Source organism: Polynucleobacter sp. MWH-UH2A, assembly GCF_018687195.1.
Classification (GTDB): domain Bacteria; phylum Pseudomonadota; class Gammaproteobacteria; order Burkholderiales; family Burkholderiaceae; genus Polynucleobacter.
This window is the reverse complement of sequence record NZ_CP061321.1, coordinates 95,325-113,312: the sequence shown is the minus strand read 5'-3', so window position 1 is coordinate 113,312 and position 17,988 is coordinate 95,325. Positions and strand designations below refer to the sequence as shown.

22 protein-coding genes are annotated in these 17,988 nt (G+C 44.6%); 3 read left to right on the top strand and 19 right to left on the bottom strand.

Annotated elements, in window-relative coordinates; all coding sequences use genetic code 11:
* Positions 1-85: 85 nt before the first annotated feature.
* The gene (gene mscL / locus IC571_RS00655; RefSeq protein ID WP_215316768.1) at positions 86-514 is read left to right on the top strand and encodes a large conductance mechanosensitive channel protein MscL; all 429 of its coding nucleotides are present in this window, start codon (positions 86-88) and stop codon (positions 512-514) included.
* A 60-nt stretch (positions 515-574) separates the two neighbouring features.
* Here the strand turns inward: mscL and IC571_RS00650 are convergent, their stop codons facing one another.
* Both IC571_RS00650 and IC571_RS00645 read right to left on the bottom strand, forming a co-directional pair.
* Entirely contained in the window at positions 575-2,533 is a 1,959-nt protein-coding gene (locus IC571_RS00650; protein ID WP_215316766.1) for a tetratricopeptide repeat protein, read from the bottom strand.
* Between the two features lie 27 nt (positions 2,534-2,560).
* Entirely contained in the window at positions 2,561-3,796 is a 1,236-nt protein-coding gene (locus tag IC571_RS00645) for a porin (protein ID WP_215316764.1), read from the bottom strand.
* A gap of 208 nt (positions 3,797-4,004) precedes the next feature.
* On the opposite strand from IC571_RS00645, the gene IC571_RS00640 reads away from it, so the two are divergent.
* The gene (locus IC571_RS00640) at positions 4,005-5,465 is read left to right on the top strand and encodes a tetratricopeptide repeat protein (RefSeq protein WP_215316762.1); all 1,461 of its coding nucleotides are present in this window, start codon (positions 4,005-4,007) and stop codon (positions 5,463-5,465) included.
* Here the strand turns inward: IC571_RS00640 and tatC are convergent.
* The 10 genes from tatC to hisB form a co-directional block, all read right to left on the bottom strand.
* On the bottom strand, positions 5,462-6,232 hold the full coding sequence (gene tatC / locus IC571_RS00635) for a twin-arginine translocase subunit TatC (protein ID WP_215316760.1): 771 nt from the start codon (positions 6,230-6,232) through the stop codon (positions 5,462-5,464). The two genes, IC571_RS00640 and tatC, sit on opposite strands and share 4 nt — an antisense overlap.
* A 65-nt stretch (positions 6,233-6,297) precedes the next feature.
* Positions 6,298-6,774, bottom strand: coding sequence for a Sec-independent protein translocase protein TatB (gene tatB / locus IC571_RS00630; protein WP_215316758.1), 477 nt, complete (start codon positions 6,772-6,774; stop codon positions 6,298-6,300).
* Positions 6,775-6,827: 53 nt separating this feature from the next.
* Positions 6,828-7,049 carry a Sec-independent protein translocase subunit TatA gene (gene tatA / locus IC571_RS00625; protein ID WP_215316756.1) on the bottom strand — a complete coding sequence of 74 codons (222 nt, stop codon included), beginning with the start codon at positions 7,047-7,049 and terminating at the stop codon, positions 6,828-6,830.
* Between the two features lie 64 nt (positions 7,050-7,113).
* On the bottom strand, positions 7,114-7,470 hold the full coding sequence (locus tag IC571_RS00620; protein WP_173954900.1) for a histidine triad nucleotide-binding protein: 357 nt from the start codon (positions 7,468-7,470) through the stop codon (positions 7,114-7,116).
* A gap of 53 nt (positions 7,471-7,523) precedes the next feature.
* On the bottom strand, positions 7,524-7,925 hold the full coding sequence (locus tag IC571_RS00615) for a phosphoribosyl-ATP diphosphatase (protein ID WP_215316754.1): 402 nt from the start codon (positions 7,923-7,925) through the stop codon (positions 7,524-7,526).
* A gap of 64 nt (positions 7,926-7,989) precedes the next feature.
* On the bottom strand, positions 7,990-8,415 hold the full coding sequence (gene hisI / locus IC571_RS00610; RefSeq protein ID WP_215316753.1) for a phosphoribosyl-AMP cyclohydrolase: 426 nt from the start codon (positions 8,413-8,415) through the stop codon (positions 7,990-7,992).
* Positions 8,416-8,453: 38 nt separating this feature from the next.
* Positions 8,454-9,212: an imidazole glycerol phosphate synthase subunit HisF gene (gene hisF / locus IC571_RS00605; RefSeq protein WP_215316751.1), complete on the bottom strand. Its 759-nt coding sequence runs from the start codon at positions 9,210-9,212 to the stop codon at positions 8,454-8,456.
* A complete protein-coding gene (gene hisA, locus IC571_RS00600; RefSeq protein WP_215316749.1) occupies positions 9,212-9,973 on the bottom strand; it encodes a 1-(5-phosphoribosyl)-5-[(5-phosphoribosylamino)methylideneamino]imidazole-4-carboxamide isomerase in 762 nt (253 codons plus the stop codon). Before hisA ends, hisF begins: the two co-directional genes overlap by 1 nt.
* A gap of 29 nt (positions 9,974-10,002) precedes the next feature.
* Positions 10,003-10,626, bottom strand: coding sequence for an imidazole glycerol phosphate synthase subunit HisH (gene hisH, locus IC571_RS00595; protein WP_251373523.1), 624 nt, complete (start codon positions 10,624-10,626; stop codon positions 10,003-10,005).
* An 80-nt stretch (positions 10,627-10,706) separates the two neighbouring features.
* Positions 10,707-11,294 (bottom strand): imidazoleglycerol-phosphate dehydratase HisB, encoded by a 588-nt coding sequence (gene hisB / locus IC571_RS00590; RefSeq protein ID WP_173954894.1) that lies wholly within the window; start codon positions 11,292-11,294, stop codon positions 10,707-10,709.
* 116 nt (positions 11,295-11,410) lie between these two features.
* Between hisB and hisC the strand changes: the two genes are divergently transcribed.
* The gene (gene hisC / locus IC571_RS00585) at positions 11,411-12,478 is read left to right on the top strand and encodes a histidinol-phosphate transaminase (protein WP_215316745.1); all 1,068 of its coding nucleotides are present in this window, start codon (positions 11,411-11,413) and stop codon (positions 12,476-12,478) included.
* Here the strand turns inward: hisC and hisD are convergent.
* The 7 genes from hisD to IC571_RS00550 all read right to left on the bottom strand — a co-directional run bounded on the left by hisD (position 12,475) and on the right by IC571_RS00550 (position 17,976).
* The gene (hisD, locus tag IC571_RS00580; protein WP_215316743.1) at positions 12,475-13,803 is read right to left on the bottom strand and encodes a histidinol dehydrogenase; all 1,329 of its coding nucleotides are present in this window, start codon (positions 13,801-13,803) and stop codon (positions 12,475-12,477) included. The two genes, hisC and hisD, sit on opposite strands and share 4 nt — an antisense overlap.
* 14 nt (positions 13,804-13,817) lie before the next feature.
* Positions 13,818-14,444 (bottom strand): ATP phosphoribosyltransferase, encoded by a 627-nt coding sequence (hisG, locus tag IC571_RS00575; protein ID WP_215316742.1) that lies wholly within the window; start codon positions 14,442-14,444, stop codon positions 13,818-13,820.
* A gap of 42 nt (positions 14,445-14,486) precedes the next feature.
* Positions 14,487-15,761 (bottom strand): UDP-N-acetylglucosamine 1-carboxyvinyltransferase, encoded by a 1,275-nt coding sequence (murA, locus tag IC571_RS00570; protein ID WP_215316740.1) that lies wholly within the window; start codon positions 15,759-15,761, stop codon positions 14,487-14,489.
* Positions 15,762-15,812: 51 nt separating this feature from the next.
* A complete protein-coding gene (locus tag IC571_RS00565) occupies positions 15,813-16,061 on the bottom strand; it encodes a BolA family protein (protein WP_215316732.1) in 249 nt (82 codons plus the stop codon).
* Positions 16,062-16,141: 80 nt separating this feature from the next.
* Positions 16,142-16,948 (bottom strand): ABC transporter permease, encoded by an 807-nt coding sequence (locus IC571_RS00560; protein ID WP_215316731.1) that lies wholly within the window; start codon positions 16,946-16,948, stop codon positions 16,142-16,144.
* Positions 16,945-17,697: an ABC transporter ATP-binding protein gene (locus tag IC571_RS00555; protein ID WP_215316729.1), complete on the bottom strand. Its 753-nt coding sequence runs from the start codon at positions 17,695-17,697 to the stop codon at positions 16,945-16,947. Before IC571_RS00555 ends, IC571_RS00560 begins: the two co-directional genes overlap by 4 nt.
* Positions 17,698-17,718: 21 nt before the next feature.
* Positions 17,719-17,976, bottom strand: a complete 258-nt coding sequence (locus IC571_RS00550; protein ID WP_215316727.1) for a lipid asymmetry maintenance protein MlaB — start codon at positions 17,974-17,976, stop codon at positions 17,719-17,721.
* Positions 17,977-17,988: the final 12 nt, after the last annotated feature.

Genomic DNA, 17,988 nt, shown 5'->3' with positions numbered 1-17,988 from the left:
ATTTTAAAGTAAAAAGTGGGGTAAGCAAGAAAGTTATAGGGTTAATCTCGAGTTAACCAGCATTTGGACAAAAAAGGGAGGAATTATGGGTGTTTTGAAGGAATTTCGGGACTTTGCAGTTAAGGGAAATGTGATTGATTTGGCGGTAGGTGTGATCATCGGTGGAGCCTTTGGAAAAATCGTTGATTCCCTTGTAAATGACATCGTCATGCCAGTGATTTCTACCCTTTTGGGCGGTCATATTGACTTCACCAATCTGTTCATTGTCCTTGGGCACGTTCCGGATGGGGTACCCAGAACCTTTGATGCCCTCAAAAAAGCTGGTGTTCCTATCTTTGCCTACGGCAATTTCATTACCATTTCGATCAACTTTATTCTCTTAGCATTCGTGATCTTTCAAATGGTGAAGGTCGTCAATAAGATTCGCATCATCGATGCCCCGCCAGCTCCACCTACGCCAGAAGATATTCTTTTGTTGAGAGAAATCAGGGATGGACTAAAAAGCAAAAACTGAAATTTTGCGAAAAAACTGGGTCAACTTAACCACTAAACACTAAGCCAAGCTCGAGTATTTTTATATGAGAATATTTTCAGGTCGCAAGTTATTTTGGTGTCGTGCATTGATAATTCGGTAAGACCTTTCCAAATTGGCAACAAACTGGGGGGTATTAAACAATAACGAGTCATGTTTCTGTATGGCTAATTTTTTTCGTAAATGCGCCATCTCTTTGAAATTCTTTGCGAGTCTTATTGCCGTTTTTTCATAATCCTCAAGAGAATCCACTATTAGCTCTGTTAAATTCAATGTAGTTAAAAGACTTGCAGCCATTCGGCTTGAGAATGTGTTTCCTTTGAGTGTCAAAACTGGTAACCCAGCCCACAGAGCATCACTGGCGGTTGTACCAGCATTATAGGGAAAAGTATCTAGAAAAAGATCTGCCACACGATAGCGAGCTAAATACTCAGATGGTGGCAAACGCCCCGCAAAAATAATTCTCTCTTCAGAAATACCAAAATCCCTTGAAAATTTTCGTAAATTATTTTTGGCTGCTTCACTATCCGCATAAAGAAGTAGCATGCTTTTCTCAACTGCATTTAAGATGCTCAGCCAAGAAGTAAACATATCCGGTGAAAACTTAAAGTTGTTGTTGAAACAACAAAAAACAAAATCTTCATTTTTGATTCCCAGATCAGCCTTAGTAAAAACTCTATCTGAAATCGTTCTATGGCGGTTATTTACCTGGTAACTCGGTAAGTAAATTATTTTTTCTGAATAGTATTTTTCATCACAAGAATTAACCAAAACACGATCTGCAATTAAATAGTCAATATAGTCTGCGCCCATAGTTCCCAAATAGCCTAGATAGCTTATTTGGACTGGAGCTGCTCGGAAAGCAAATATTCCTGTTCTAGAGTTTTGCGTATAACCAGCAAGATCAATCGCAATATTAACCCCCATCTCCCTAGAAATTTTAGCCACCTCATAATCACTTAAATTATCTATGTCTAAAAAAATATCGAAGGTGCGCCTGACTTTCTGATGAACTGGATCAGATTTTTTTGCCCCCCAGGAGAATGCAATTACTTCAAATTCATTCCTATCATGAAGTTCATACAATTCAGCAGTCAATCCAGCTATTGGATGCTCGCGAAAATCTGGAGAAAAATAGCCAATCTTTATTTTTTTACTCAATCCTTTCTGGTCAAAATTGCCCAAATCATCTCGCCTTGGAAATTTAGTGTCGCTCCATATTTTGGCGCTCATTAAATTCAACTCTAGGTCGTTGCTAATTGCCAAAATAGGAAATGGCTCAGACACCTCAGATCGCATTAAGGTTTGACTTGCTATTCTTTCTTTATCCCCCTGATACCCCTCCCAGTGACATATTTTCATTTTTGCAAATAAATATTGCCCGTAGAGAAAAGGGTGTAAGGGATCAATTTTGAGAGCAGCTTCAAATTGAACGAGCGCCTCCTCATACCTACCAAGACCCGCATATGAAATGCCAGCATTTGCCCAACCATCGGATGCCAAAGGATTCAAGGCAATCGCATTCTTATGCAATACCAAGGCTTCAGAGTAATTGCAAAGGCTATTCAAAATCATGCCTTTACTGATAAGCGCCTCATAGAAACTCGGATTTATTGACAATGCAGCACTGTATTGAACCAATGCATCAGAATTCCTGTCGCTAAGCTCTTCAATTCTGCCCAAATTGTAGTGCACCTCAGCAACACTATCGTCAATCATAAGAATTTTTTGGAATACTTTCTTGGCTTCATTTAGATCGCCACTACTTGCTAGCGCTAAACCCAATGCGTGTAAAACGTCTACAGACTCCTTATCACGATTAAGGATATCTCGCAAAATATTAATCGCACTAGGGAATTGCCCCTTTTCAATATATTCGATAGCTAACTCATATTTATTCATCATGACTATAGATATTAGCCCACCAGCCACAAAGCAATTAACTGAAGCCCAAAATAAGGATAAAAAAAGCCCACTACTAAGTAGTGGGCTTGCTTTCAAATTTAACTAGGTTAGCCTAGCCAATATTTAGAAAGTGTGGCGAACACCAACTGCGTACTGGTTAATTCCACTTGCTGCGCCATTCGGGAAAATAGCAGAAGTGCTTGTGTTAGAGCTGTTGTTTGTACCAAAGATACCGTACAAATTAGTACGCTTACTGAGGTAGTAGTTAGTACCGATCTGCCACGCAACAAAATTAGCTGTTGGAATGGACTGACCATAACCTTGGAAACGTCCGTTACCTACGCTAGCCCAGCTCTCAATAACAGGAGTGATGTAGCTACGTACGCCAATCTCTTGACCACTACGCTTTGCGTAGTAGCTTGAATCAACTTTGCTTGTTGCTGTACGGGTTGTCCAGCCAAGATAAGCCTTCAAGATACCAAAGTCATAAGTAGCGCCAACTAATCCTTGATTGTCAGTAAGGTTTAAACCGTTAGTAGCTGCTGTTGCACCTGAAGGCAAAGCTCCAATACCATTAGTAGAAGCAGAAGTTTGGTTGCTAAATGATTGATAACCGGCTGCTACATACAATTTCTGCCATGTGTAGTTTGCACCTAGACCCCAGCCGCTAACGTTTGTTACGCCACCGGTTGAAGCATTAGAGTTTGTATAAGGAGCAAGCGTTTCAGTTCTGTTGTTGTTATTTGCTTGATACATACCATTTACTTTGAAACCTGCAAATGTGTCTGATTCAGCAAAAATAGAGTTGTTAGCACGAACTGTGAAACCAGAACTTGTAGTTCCGCTACCGTTACCAGCGTAGATTACGCTACCAACCATATTTGCATACTGACCAGCAGTAACACCTGCACCAGCCAAGTAAACTGGGGTGTATTGGGTACCGATAGATACCGAGCCAATACCATTCTTCTTAAGACCAACAAATGACTGGCGGTTAATTAAACCACCATAAGGATTGGAGGAAGTGCCTGTGTTCAATGCACCGCTTGACCCTTCAAGGTTTGCATCGTTAGGGTATAACTGGAATTCAGCTGTGAAGAAAGCAGATGTACCACCGCCCAAATCTTCATTGCCTTTGAAACCCAAACGGCTTGTAGATTCAGCAGATTGACCAAGTGTATTGGTGGTCTGCTTGTAAGCAGCAGTATTAGCACCAGCAGTAGTTGTAGTAGAGGGAACGCGTTGGTTAGTTCCGATATAGCCAACATCCAAGATACCGTAAACGGTTACGCTGGATTGAGCTTGAGCTGCGCCAGCAAGAGCTGACAAAGCTGCAACTGCGAATAGCGATTTTTTCATTCTGTAAATCTCCATAAATTGAAAGTAATGCCCAAATAAAGCTGGGACATGAGAATTTTCAGCCTTTTGCCTTGTTAGACTGGGAGTTGGAGTATTTAGGAGCTCTTTTTGCTTGTCAAAAGGTAGTTTTTTGGCTTTCTTCGTTGTATGACGGCAACAAGACCCCTATTTCTTGCTTTTTTGGACGGTTGAATGACAATATTGTCATATGGCAAGCCGCGAATTCTTAAAAGTCCTCAGTTCAGCACGCATGGGTGATGTTTTAGCGCAACAAAAGTTAGCTGAGGCCTACCTTACGGGAATATTCAAAACACCAATTCAGCCAGCTAATGCATTGATTTGGCTAGAAAAATCATTTTTATCCCTGCAAAACCCGGAAGAAGCTCAAGAAAGTCTGGGAAATGACCAAATCCTGGGGGTTTTAAGGCAAGTTGCCACTATCCCCCCTGTTGAAACATTTAATACCCCCGCCTTTGGATTTGGATGGGACATTTTGTGGGATCTCTCCAAGTCCATATCGGCGCCCATTGAAACTGTTTTGCTAGCGAAGTGGCAGCTTGCCAATCTACTCACGAACCCAACATTTCAAGAAACACAAGGCCAAATTTTTGATTGGCTTAAAAAGAGGTCTATTCAAACAAAAAATATTGCCTCACCAGAGATAGGCGTCATACAAAAAATGGCTCGACAATTTCTGGAAGAAGTTGCAAGTAGCGATCAGCCATTTGCACAATTAGCTAAAGAGCTGTTAATAAAACTACAACCGAAAAACGAAGCCCTCTCCTCGTTATGGAATGCGTGGCTGGAAGATCAAAATGAAGATGCCCTTCAGCAAGCAGCCGAACTTGGGCTTACATCTGCAAAACTCACGTTAGGTTTGCGCCTTGCACAGTTAGATTCAAATGTTGATAAAAAATCCAACGCCTCTTTGAAAAAAGCAGCTCATTGGCTAGAATTTGCTGCAAAAGATGGTGATCGTGATGCATGGTATGCCTTAGGAGAAATTTATCGTCGCCCACAGTTCTCGGGCTATAGCGCCGAAGAAAGCGACCGTTGCTTTGATCGAGCAGCTGATCTTGGGCACCCCCAAGCGCAATATCGTAAGGGAGCGAATCTTTGGCGCAAGCGAGAGAAAATTGAAGAAAAAGTTCGTGGCCTACAAGCATCTTATTGGATATGGCAAGCACACCAACAAGGAATTGCCGATGCAACAGCATTACTAGGCAAGATATTGACCAGCTGTACTGAGCCAAAGAAAAATGATTGGTACAAGCTTGCTCAATTTGCTGATATCGCATTGAATCACCACGCCGAATATAAACTCAGCGAAGATTGGCTTTTACTTTGCCACCGACTCATCATAGCCAATCAATTTAACTTTACTAAAGCAGAGCTCTTACTCTGCGAAGTAGGTCAGCTTCAACATGAACACTGCGTCGTTGTCGACATTAGATGGGAACTACCAAAAATATTGCCCAGACTGATTCAGATTGAAACCATTCAGCAACGTCGCGCATTATTAGCCGCCGGAAAAGCCTTTGCAGGATCCGATATGGATACTGAAGGCAATTTACGCCAAAGACGTTATCGCTTCGACCAGGTCACTGACTGGCTAGGGACGACCTTTTCGAAAAGTTTTAGCAAGCAAACCGATTCGGAGCCAGCTTAAGCTGTTGCCGCAGAATCTTCGGTTGACTTAGGCACATAGAGGCGGGCGACAAGCAAACCAAGCTCATAGAGCAAAGTCATTGGCACTGCTAGGAGTAATTGAGATAAGACGTCTGGTGGCGTTACGACTGCAGAAATTACAAAAGCACCAACAATCACATATGGGCGTATTTCTTTTAGCTTTGCTAATGAGACCATGCCCATGCGAACCAGAACTACCACCACAACAGGCACTTCAAAAGTAATGCCAAAAGCCAAGAAGGTGGTCATTGCGAAACTCAAATAGTTATCAATGTCCGTGGACATCTCCGCACCAAGTGGAGCGTTGTAACTAGCCATGAATTTAAATACAGTTGGAAATACCAAGAAGTAAGCAAATGCCATGCCAATGATGAATAAGGTATAGCTACTAACAACCAAAGGCAGAATAAGTTTGCGCTCATGCAAATAAAGACCTGGTGCAATGAAAGCCCACAACTGATACATCACTACAGGCAAGGCAATCAAAAACGCTACCAGCATCGTCACCTTCATGGGCACAAAGAATGAACCGGTAACATCCGTCACAATCATCTTACCTCCGGCTGGCAATGCTTGCAGCAAGGGCTGGGCAAAGAGATGAAAAATATCTGGAGCCCAATAAACCAAACACACGAACACTGCGATGATTGCCAAAGCAGACTTCACTACGCGATCGCGCAACTCAAAGAGATGCGATAAGAAAGATTCCTGAATTCCGGAATCTTCAGTAGTGTTGTTATCAGTCATGCAAGCTGTCTTTTACTTTTTATGGTTTTAATTGCTATTTATATTGATTCTTTGTACTGCTTCTATTACTTGCCCGCACTGTGATGAAAACGCTTCATTCGTGCTGCGCCTGACTGCACTCGAGTACGAATACCGGAACTACGCTTAAACCAAACTGGTCTTGCGGCGCGCCTGACGCCCCAGCTATTGCGACCTTGTCGCTTCGTTTTTCGTAGCACTTCTTTTTCATCAAGTGGGGGCTTTTCAAAGCTGGTTTCGAAGATGTCAGCCTGATCAGTTAGATTTGCGCTAGCTTCATTGGCAACCGAATGGATACTGTTCTCGACTTCTTTTAAAACAGAGGCGCTCTCTTCGCGGAATTTTTTAAATTCCTCCATCTCCATTTGTCGATTGACTTCAGACTTCACGTCTGCCATGTAACGCTGAGCACGCCCAAAAAGATTGCCAGCCATTCGCGCCACTTTTGGTAAACGCTCTGGTCCAACCACTACCAGAGCAACCACTGCTATCAACGCAAGTTTTGAAACCCCTAAATCAATCATTTATCGCAATCAATAAGACCATATTTATTTCAACTATCGCGATATAAAAGGGATTACTTATTTACGTCTTTGACTTGAACATCAACGGTTTTTTCAGAAGCGGTAGCACTTTGTGCAATTTGCTCTTTTGTCTCTTCGCCAGTTTTCATGCCCTCTTTAAAGCCTTTAACAGCACCGCCTAAATCTTGGCCGATGTTGCGCAATTTCTTGGTACCAAAGACCAACATCACAATCACTAAAACAATTAACCAATGCCAAATGCTAAATGAACCCATTTTGAATCTCCTTGGAATGCCTTAATTTCTTACTTCAGTTTCTTACTTGCGTTGCTTACATGCCTTACTTTTTCCAGGGGCGGGGTCCGCCCATCACATGCAAGTGCAAGTGATAAACCTCCTGCCCACCATCCGCACCGTTATTCACCATTAATCTAAAGCCGCCATCTTTTCCAGGACGGCAACCCTGCTCTTTGGCGAGCCGAGGCGCTAATTCCATCATTCTACCCAGCAAAGGGGCATCTGCGCTTTCCGCTGATTCCAGCATGGGAATATGTTTCTTAGGAATCATTAAAAAATGTACTGGCGCTGCGGGATTAATGTCTTTGAAGGCATAAATTTCTTCATCCTCATAGACCTTAGCCGAGGGAATTAAACCTTGCGATATTTTGCAAAACAAGCAATTAGGATCGTGACTCATGCTTTTGTTCTTTGTAGCCGGGGTTGATTGATCTTTTTGATTGCTTTTTTTGCCTACTCTTTATTGGCTGCTTTTCTGGCAGCCTTTTCTTCGATACCAGATGTTCCCAAACGGCGATCTAATTCAGCAATTACATCTTCGGGACGCAAATCAAATTGAGAAAGCGCAATCAAACAGTGAAACCAAAGATCCGCCATTTCGCCAACCAATAATTTTTTCTGATCCGAAGCAAGGTTGGATGCACGCACATCTTTAGCAGCCATGACCGCTTCAGTAGCTTCCTCGCCAATCTTTTTCAGAATCCCGTCATCACCTTTTGAGAAGAGCAAAGCGGTATAAGAAGTCTTAGGGTCGGCATTACCAGCCTTAAAAGCATCTCGACGTTGATCAACCACATCAGCCAAATGCGCTAATGCGGAATCCAAATTAGAAGGTTTATTTACTGAGCTGCTCATGGGCTTATTTTATGTCTTTTATTCAAAGGCATGGGCTAACTACTAAATGCCTATTGTTTAGCTGTCACTTGCTTTTGCTGGACTCATCTACCCAGGCAGCTTTACTTGAATCCCACTGTTGGAAGAAGCAACTATGCTCACCCGTATGGCAGGCGATCCCATCCTTTTGCTCCACAATCAGCAAAATCGTATCGCCATCACAATCCAGACGAATTTCTTTCACTTTTTGAGTATGGCCAGACTCTTCCCCTTTGTGCCATAGCTTTTGGCGTGAACGCGTCCAGTACACAGCCTCACCCAATCGTAAGGTTGCCAACAAGGCATCGCGATTCATCCAAGCCATCATCAAAATGTCATTACTGCCGAACTCCTGCGCAATGACGGGTACCAAGCCCTGCTCATTCCAGGTCACAGCATCAAGCCATGGACCCACCTCAAGCGATTGAACAGGGGTAAATGTGCTCTTAGGCTTATTTTGGGATTGCGTCATACCTCAACTTTACCGTGAAACGCACCCTGTGAGTGCTACTAGATGCGAACTGGGATTCCTTGGGCAGCCATATATTCTTTTGCTTGTCCAACGGTATATTCACCATAGTGGAAAATACTGGCAGCCAAGACTGCGTCAGCATGGCCTTTGGTAATGCCATCGACCAAATGCTGCAAATTACCAACTCCGCCAGAGGCGATCACAGGAACTGACACTGCATCACTTACAGCTGCAGTTAAAGCAAGATCAAAGCCATCTTTACTGCCATCGCGATTCATGCTGGTTAGCAGAATTTCACCGGCACCACGTTTCGCTACTTCGGTAGCCCAAGCCACTACATCAATGCCGGTAGCGGTTCTGCCACCATGAGTAAATACCTCCCAATTTCCTGCATCTGTCTGCTTGGCATCAATCGCCACAACGATACACTGCGAACCGTAATAAGCGGCAGCATCAGATACCAAATCAGGATTAGCCACCGCAGAGGAATTCATACTCACCTTATCCGCGCCAGCATTGAGCAGACGACGCACATCAGCTACAGCACGAACGCCACCACCAACCGTTAATGGAATAAAGACTTGTGAGGCGACATCTTCAATGATGTGCAGAATTAAGTCGCGACCATCCGATGTTGCAGTGATATCAAGAAAAGTCAGCTCATCAGCGCCTTGCGTGTCATAGCGTTTAGCGATTTCTACGGGATCGCCAGCATCGCGCAAGCCAACAAAGTTAACGCCTTTAACAACTCTTCCTGCAGTTACATCAAGGCAAGGAATAATTCGTTTAGTTAGCACTAGATAATTTTCTTTGCGTACTTCAGCGTTAATTCATCAGCGTATTTTTGAGCCGCTGCCAAATCTAAATCGCCTGAATAAATTGAGCGGCCAGCAATCACACCCATGACACCTTCTTCTTCGGCCTTGCATAGCACCTCAATGTCTTGATTGTTAGAGAGACCTCCGCTCGCAATCACTGGAATACGGATTGCCTGAGCTAATTTGATCGTAGCATCAACGTTGACGCCCTTAAGCATGCCGTCCCGACCAATATCGGTATAGATGATTGCCTCAACACCCCAGTCTTCAAACTTCTTAGCGAGATCAATTACCTCGTGACCGGTAATCTTGCTCCAGCCATCTGTGGCCACCTTGCCATCGCGGGCATCCAAGCCCACCATGACATGTCCTGGAAATGCAGTGCAAGCATCCTGGACAAAACCTGGATTTTTCACTGCAGCAGTGCCAATGATCACCGTGCTAATACCGTCATCCAATAAACGCTCAATCGTTTCTAGATCACGAATACCGCCACCAAGTTGCACTGGAATCTCGTCACCAACTGCTTTCAGAATCGATTTGATCGCGGATTCATTTTTTAATTTGCCAGCGAAAGCGCCGTTGAGATCAACCAAATGCAAGCGACGTGCGCCTTTGCTAATCCAATGAGCAGCCATCGCACCAGGATCTTCTGAGAACACGGTGGCCTTATCCATGTCACCTTGCTCCAATCGAACGCAGTGTCCATCTTTAAGATCAATTGCAGGAATGAGTAGCATAGTAAGGCGCTAAAAAAATAATTAGGTAATTAGGGTTGCCAATGAACAAAATTTTGATACAGCTTTAATCCGTATTCTGCGCTTTTTTCTGGATGAAATTGTGTTGCGAAAATATTATCCCTTGCTACAGCAGAAGTAAACCAATCGCCGTATTCAGTGGATCCAACGATATCTTCCGCACGTTTGGGGACAACATAGTAGCTATGCACAAAATAAAAACTACTTAAATCTGGAATCCCCTTCCAAATAGGGTGCTGACGATCTTGTCGCACTTGATTCCAACCCATGTGCGGGACTTTATAAGCAGAGCCATCCGCCTGTTTTTTGCCAGCCAATTCAAAACGTCGCACCTCCCCTGGAATCAGCCCAAGGCAAGCTGTCCATTGTTCGCCAGGACGTACTTCAGCACTCTTATCCAAGAGCATCTGCTCGCCCACACAAACCCCCAATAAAGGCTTATTTTTGGATGCCTCAAGCAGCGCTTCCAATAGACCAGATTCTTCTAGGTGTTTCATACAATCTGGCATGGCTCCCTGACCTGGCAGCACAACACGATCCGCATTTTGAATTTCTTCTGGCTTACGGGCAATCAATACATTTTCATCGGGAGCCACATGATGAAATGCCTGATATACGGAACGAAGGTTACCCATCCCGTAGTCAACGATCGCAATGGTTTGCGCCAAAATTAGCCTATCTTTTGCACTGTTCTAAGAAGAAGCAAAAATCGAGATTAAAGGCTTCCCTTAGTTGAAGGAACTGCGCCAGAAGCGCGTGGGTCTATAGCCAGAGCCATACGTAAGGCACGACCAAAGGCCTTGAAGACTGTTTCAATTTGGTGGTGAGCATTGATGCCACGCAAGTTATCAATGTGCAAAGTCACTCCCGCGTGATTCACAAAACCACGGAAGAACTCAATACTGAGATCAACATCAAAGTCGCCTACACGCGCACGTGTAAAGGGCACATTAAATTCCAAGCCTGGGCGACCAGAAAAGTCGATCACTACACGTGACAATGTTTCATCCAAAGGCACATAGGAATGTCCGTAGCGAGTGATGCCTGCTTTATCGCCTACTGCTTTTGCAAAGGCCTGGCCCAAGGTAATGCCCACATCCTCGACGGTGTGGTGATCATCGATATGCGTGTCGCCTTGAGCCACTACTTTGAGGTCAATCATGCCGTGACGTGCGATTTGATCCAACATGTGGTCCAAGAAAGGTACGCCTGAGGCAAGCTCAGCCTTGCCAGTGCCATCTAAATTGATGGAAATTTGAATTTTGGTTTCCGAAGTGTTTCGGGTTACGTCGGCTTGCCGCATGCTTCTTTACGCCGCGAGGCGAAGTGTTGATTGAAGCCTCATAATATCATTCCTAGAAGAGATATAAATGCTGAAATGATTTCACTTTCTTACCCATATTTAACCCGAGTACCCTCATGAGCCGTTTTTGGAGCCCTGTCGTCAGAAGTCTGACCCCTTATATTCCAGGGGAGCAGCCGCAAATGCAGCGACTGGTCAAGCTCAATACTAATGAGAGTCCTTACGGCCCATCTCCAAAGGCACTCGCAGCCATCAACCAACAAACCAACGATGATTTACGCCTCTATCCAGATCCAGAGGGGAAAACCTTAAAGCAAGCAATTGCTAAATTACACGGCCTCAATCCAAACCAAGTGTTTTTGGGTAATGGCTCCGATGAGGTATTGGCTCACGTTTTTGCAGGGCTACTAAAACAAAGTAAGCCAATTCATTTCCCTGACATTACTTATAGTTTTTACCCAGTCTACTGCAAGCTCTTTGACATCGAATACAAAACCATTCCATTGGGCAAAGATTTTGAAATCAATCTAAATGACTATGCCACTCCAAACGGTGGAATCATTTTTCCTAATCCGAATGCGCCAACTGGCAGATCTGTTGCTCGGTCAGAAATTGAAAAATTACTTTCTCACAACAAAGACTCCGTTTTAGTGATCGATGAAGCCTATGTCGATTACGGAACAGAATCTTGCATTCCACTATTGCGCGATAGCAGCTGCCCAGAAAATCTTTTAGTCGTTCACACCCTATCTAAATCAAGGGCGCTGGCGGGTCTAAGAGTGGGTTTTGCACTGGGGCATCCCGATCTCATAGAGGGTCTTGAACGCGTCAAGAATAGCTTTAACTCCTACCCTTTAGGCCGCTTGGCACAAGCCGGGGCAATTGCCACAATCGAAGATCAAGCACACCTTGAAGCAACGAGTGCGAAAGTAATTCAGACTCGAGCTCAATTGATTGAGCAGTTAAATGGGTTAGGCTTTAACACGCTTCCTTCTACTGCAAACTTTATTTTTACACGTCATCCAAAACATTCTGGCGCCAAGCTGTATCAAGCACTGCGAGATCGCGGCATTATCGTGCGCCACTTTAAAGCGCCTCGAATTGAAGAGTTTTTACGTATTACGATTGGCACTGATGAACAAAGCGGCGAACTCGTCGCTGCCTTAAAAGAAATTCTTGCTTAATTTGATTTCTTGAGACGCATCTCAGCTGCGCGTGCGTGCGCTTGCAAGCCTTCTCCATGCGCAAGCGTACTGGCTACTTGACCTAAGCTTTGTGCCCCAGCCTCACTCACCTCAATCATGCTTGAGCGCTTAATGAAGTCATACACACCTAGCGGTGAAGAAAAACGAGCGGTTCGGGCAGTTGGCAATACGTGATTGGGGCCTGCGCAGTAATCCCCCAGGGATTCGCTAGTGTAGTTACCCATAAAAATAGCGCCTGCATGACGAATTTTCTCAGCCCACTGACGTGGCTCAACAGCGCAAATCTCCAAATGCTCAGCAGCAATCGCATTAGCAATGTCGCATGCTTCTGCCATATCCTTTACCTGAATCAATAAAGCGCGATTCGTCAGCGAAGCGGTGATCACCTTAGCTCTTGGCATTTCTGGCAGCAGTCGATTAATGCTCGCTTGTACTTGCTCAATAAAAGCTGCATCAGGGCATAACAAAATGGATTGTGCTTGCTCATCATGCTCTGCTTGAGAGAAGAGATCCATAGCAACCCAGTCAGGGTTGGTAAACCCATCACATAAAACCAAAATCTCTGACGGGCCGGCAATCATATCGATACCGACTATGCCGAATACCCTGCGCTTAGCAGCAGCAACGTAGGCATTACCTGGACCCACAATCTTATCGACTGATGGGATGGTCTGAGTACCGTATGCCAAAGCAGCAACTGCTTGAGCTCCCCCAATCGTAAACACCCGATCAACACCAGCTAGATAGGCGGCCGCCAATACCAAAGAATTACGAGCACCATCGGGAGTTGGCACCACCATAATGACTTCTGCTACACCCGCTACCTTGGCAGGAATTGCATTCATTAAAACGGATGAGGGATATGCCGCCTTACCGCCAGGAACATAAATCCCAACGCGGTCTAATGGAGTCACTTTTTGGCCAAGCTTCGTGCCGTCAGCCTCTTCGTATTCCCATGAATGACAACCCGCTTCAATTTTCTGACGCTCGTGATAAGCGCGGACTCGCTCCGCCGCGATATCTAAAGCATTTTTTTGCTCGACTGATAAGTCTTTATAGGCTTTTTCTAGATCCTGACGAGGTATTTCAAGCTCGGAAACACCAGAAACATTTAATCGATCAAATTGCTTTGTAAATTCTAGAACTGCGCTATCGCCCTTATCTTTTACGGCGGACAAAATTTTGACCACTGCAGCATCTATGGCTGCATCATCCGCCGTTGGCAAAGAAAGGCTGGAGAGCAAGGTTTCTTTAAAACCTGCATTCTTACTATCGAGTCGCTTAACCTGAACTTGAGATGACATTGATCTGTATTGATTTACTTCAGCAAATCAAAAATAGGCTGTAACTGAGCACGCTTACGCTTATAGGAAGCTTGATTCACTACTAAGCGAGCACTGATATCTGCTATCGGCTCCACCTCAACCAAACCATTTGCCTTTAAGGTATTGCCAGTGGAAACAAGGTCAACAATCGCGTCAGCCAAACCAACTAATGGCGCAAGTTCCATTGAGCCATATAGCTGAATAGTGTCGATGTGAACACCTTTGTTGGCAAAGTGATCTCGAGCGCAATTGACATACTTGGTTGCCACTTTCAGGCGTGAGCCTTGCTTTACTGCGGCGGCGTAGTCAAAGCCATCACGTACTGCAACGGACATACGACACTTTGCGATATTTAAATCAAAAGGCACATATAAACCATCAGTGCCTTTTTCCATTAGAACGTCTAAGCCAGCCACACCAAAATCAGCGCCACCAAATTGCACATAAGTGGGCACATCAGATGCGCGCACAATAATTAAACGCACATCAGGATTGGATGTCTCGATAATGAGTTTGCGAGACTTTTCAGGATCCTCTTTTGGCACTATGCCAACCTTAGATAGGATCTCTGCAGTCTCTTCGAAGATACGCCCTTTTGAGAGGGCTAAAGTCAATTTCATGACTTAATTATCTCCTAGTTAAGCGATTAACTGACCCAACCCCTACTTGACCCGCTCAATGTTGGCGCCCAAAAGGGTTAGCTTCTGTTCCATGCGGTCATAACCACGGTCCAGGTGATAAATTCGGTCTACTTGGGTCTCACCCTGAGCGGCAAGCCCAGCGATAACCAAACTGGCAGATGCGCGCAGGTCCGTTGCCATCACAATCGCACCTGAGAGCTTTTCTACTCCCTGCGCAATCGCTGTATTACCCTCAATCGCAATATCTGCACCCAAACGATTGAGTTCTTGCACGTGCATAAAGCGGTTTTCAAAAATTGTCTCGGTAATGGTTGAGTTACCAGCTGCTACGGCATTCACAGCCATTAGCTGAGCCTGCATGTCTGTTGGGAATGCTGGATATTCTGAAGTACGGAAACTCACCGCTTTGGGACGAGTTTGCATAGAAGCTTTAATCCAATCTGGACCCACTTCCATTTGCAAGCCAGCCTCTTTCAGCTTCACGATAACTGCGTCTAAAGTATCCGGACGGCATTCTCTAACAAGCACCTCACCACCTGCTGCAGCTACTGCACATAAAAATGTGCCGGCTTCAATGCGATCTGGAATTACTGAATGTTCTGCGCCATGTAATTTTTCTACGCCTTCAATGACCAAGCGATCACTTCCGATGCCCGAGATTTTTGCGCCCATCTTGACGAGTAATTCAGCAAGATCGCCCACTTCAGGTTCCCGTGCGGCATTCTCCAGAATCGTAGTGCCGGAGGCTAAAGTCGCAGCCATCAATAAATTCTCAGTGCCTGTAACTGTGATCATGTCCGTCAGAATGGATGCGCCCTTAAGACGATCGGTTGGTGGCTTTGTTTCTGCCTGAATATAACCACTCTTAATTTTGATGCTGGCACCCATGGCTTTTAAGCCCTTGATATGCTGATCTACGGGGCGCGCACCAATGGCACAGCCACCTGGCAGAGAAACTTTTGCGCTATGCATTCTGGCAAGCAATGGGCCCAATACCAAGATAGAGGCGCGCATGGTTTTTACCATCTCATACGTTGCCTCAGAGCTTTTAATCACTGCCGCATTCAAGACAACATGACTACGATCTTTTGCGTCAGGAAAACTAACTACTACGCCAATTTCCTGAAGTAATTTCAGCATCGTGCGCACATCCTGAAGATCTGGAACATTGCGCAATGTAACTGGCTGATCCGTTAATAAACAAGCACACAAAATTGGTAAGGCGGCATTCTTAGCCCCGGCAATTTTGACTTCGCCCTTCAGCGGCGTCCCGCCTACCATCCGTAATTTATCCATTAAATGATTCCAGTAAAAACTTTATTGAGTTTACTTATTTAAGCTTGATTGTTATGCCGAGGGATTTTGCGCAAACTCTTCGGGAGTAAATGCTTTTATTGATAGCGCATGTACTTCTGCTTTCATGCGATCACCCATTGCAGCATAGACTAACTGATGACGTTGTACGAGTCGCTTGCCATCAAACTCTGGGCTCACAATGGTTGCAAAAAAATGTTGCCCATCACCCTCAACCTGAATATGAGTGCACTGAATGCCTTGCTTGATATAACCCTCAATTTGTTCTGGGGTTGGCAACATACTTCTCTCCTAATAAAACATTACATACGACAAATACAACCAAATAATCTGCAATATTAATGGTGCGGTTAATGGCACAACTAATGGCGTAACTTATAGCCCTTTTGCAATAGTCGCAAAGCAATTGCTGAAACTGCCACAAAGAAACAAAACACAATAGCTAGGCTGCTCCAAGGTGATACATCCGAAATCCCGAAAAACCCAAAACGAAAGCCATCGATCATATAAAAGAATGGGTTGAAATGCGAAACCACCTGCCAAGCAGATGGCAAGGAATGAATGGAATAGAAAACCCCGGACAGCATTGTTGCAGGCATGATGATGAAGTTTTGAAATGCAGCTAATTGGTCAAATTTATCAGCCAAAATTCCTGCGATTAGACCAAGACTGCCCAAGATGGCGGCGCCCAAAAATGCGAATACTAAGATCCAAAGTGGATACTCAAGTGTGGGGACATCAAACCAAAGGGTGATCAACAATACGCCCAAGCCAACGACAATTCCCCGAAAAACCGCTGCCAATATATAGGCCGTATAAAACTCAAGGTGACTCAGGGGCGCTAACAAAACAAATACGAGGTTGCCCGTAATCTTTGACTGAATGAGAGATGAAGAAGTATTCGCAAATGCGTTTTGCAACACACTCATCATGACTAAGCCAGGAATCAAAAATGCGGTATAGCTTAAACGCCCATAGACCTCTTTACCCTCAAGCACATGACCAAAAATCATGAGGTACAAAATGGCAGTCAATACTGGCGCGGCAACCGTCTGAAACGCCACCTTATAAAAGCGTTTCACCTCCTTGCGCAATAAAGTTGGAAAGCCACTGCCGTACTCTAAGCTTGGTTTATTAAGGGCTTGAGGTGCTTTATTCAACAGAGTCATTGCGCTGCCCCCGACATGATGTTTACAAAAACATCTTCGAGATCTGTTTTACCTTCACCATCTTTTTTAGCTGAGCCGTAACGTGTTAATAAATTCGCAGTGGTATCCAATGCCACAATCTCGCCCTGCTTGAGCATGGCAATACGCTGACAAAGCGCCTCAGCTTCTTCAAGATAGTGCGTCGTCAAAACAATCGTGTGGCCGTCTTGATTTAGTCTGCTGATAAATTGCCACAGCGATTGACGTAACCCCACATCGACACCTGCAGTCGGCTCGTCCAAGATGATCACAGGTGGGCGATGCACCAATGCCTGAGCCACCAGAACTCTCCGCTTCATGCCGCCCGATAAAGCGCGCATATTGCTGTCAGCCTTGCCGGTGAGATCGAGGTTGGCCATGATCTCATCAATCCAAGCATCGTTATTCCGAATACCAAAGTAACCTGATTGAAAGCGCAAAGTTTCACGAACGGTAAAGAAAGGATCAAAAACCAACTCTTGCGGAACTACCCCGAGCATCCGGCGCGCATCACGAAAGGATTTCTGAACATCAGCACCCAAGATAGATGCATGACCCTTATCGGCCTTGACTAAGCCAGCCAATATAGAAATCAAAGTAGTCTTGCCCGCACCATTTGGGCCTAAAAGACCGAAAAACTCACCAGGTTCAATAGTCAATGAAACATCATTGAGCGCCTGCAAGGCCCCATACTGCTTTGAAATATGCTGAATCGAAATTGCTGAGTGCATGCTTCTGTTTTATTTTTTTACTTAGAGACCTAGCAAAGTGGAAACGCCATACACCTTGGCCAATACTTTGAGTTTTTCTGGAGCACACTCAATTAACAAGGATTGATTATTTTCATGCAACTTTTTTCTCCAAGCCAAGAGTACTGCTAAGACCGTCGAGTCAAAATCTTTCAACTGAGAGCAGTCAATAGAACTTAGACTTGCGAGATTGCGTAAGCCTTCGATCTCCAACTGTGTTGCAGTTTCTTGCGTAACGGAAGCAGGCAAAGAAAAAGGCATTTGCTGAATGTA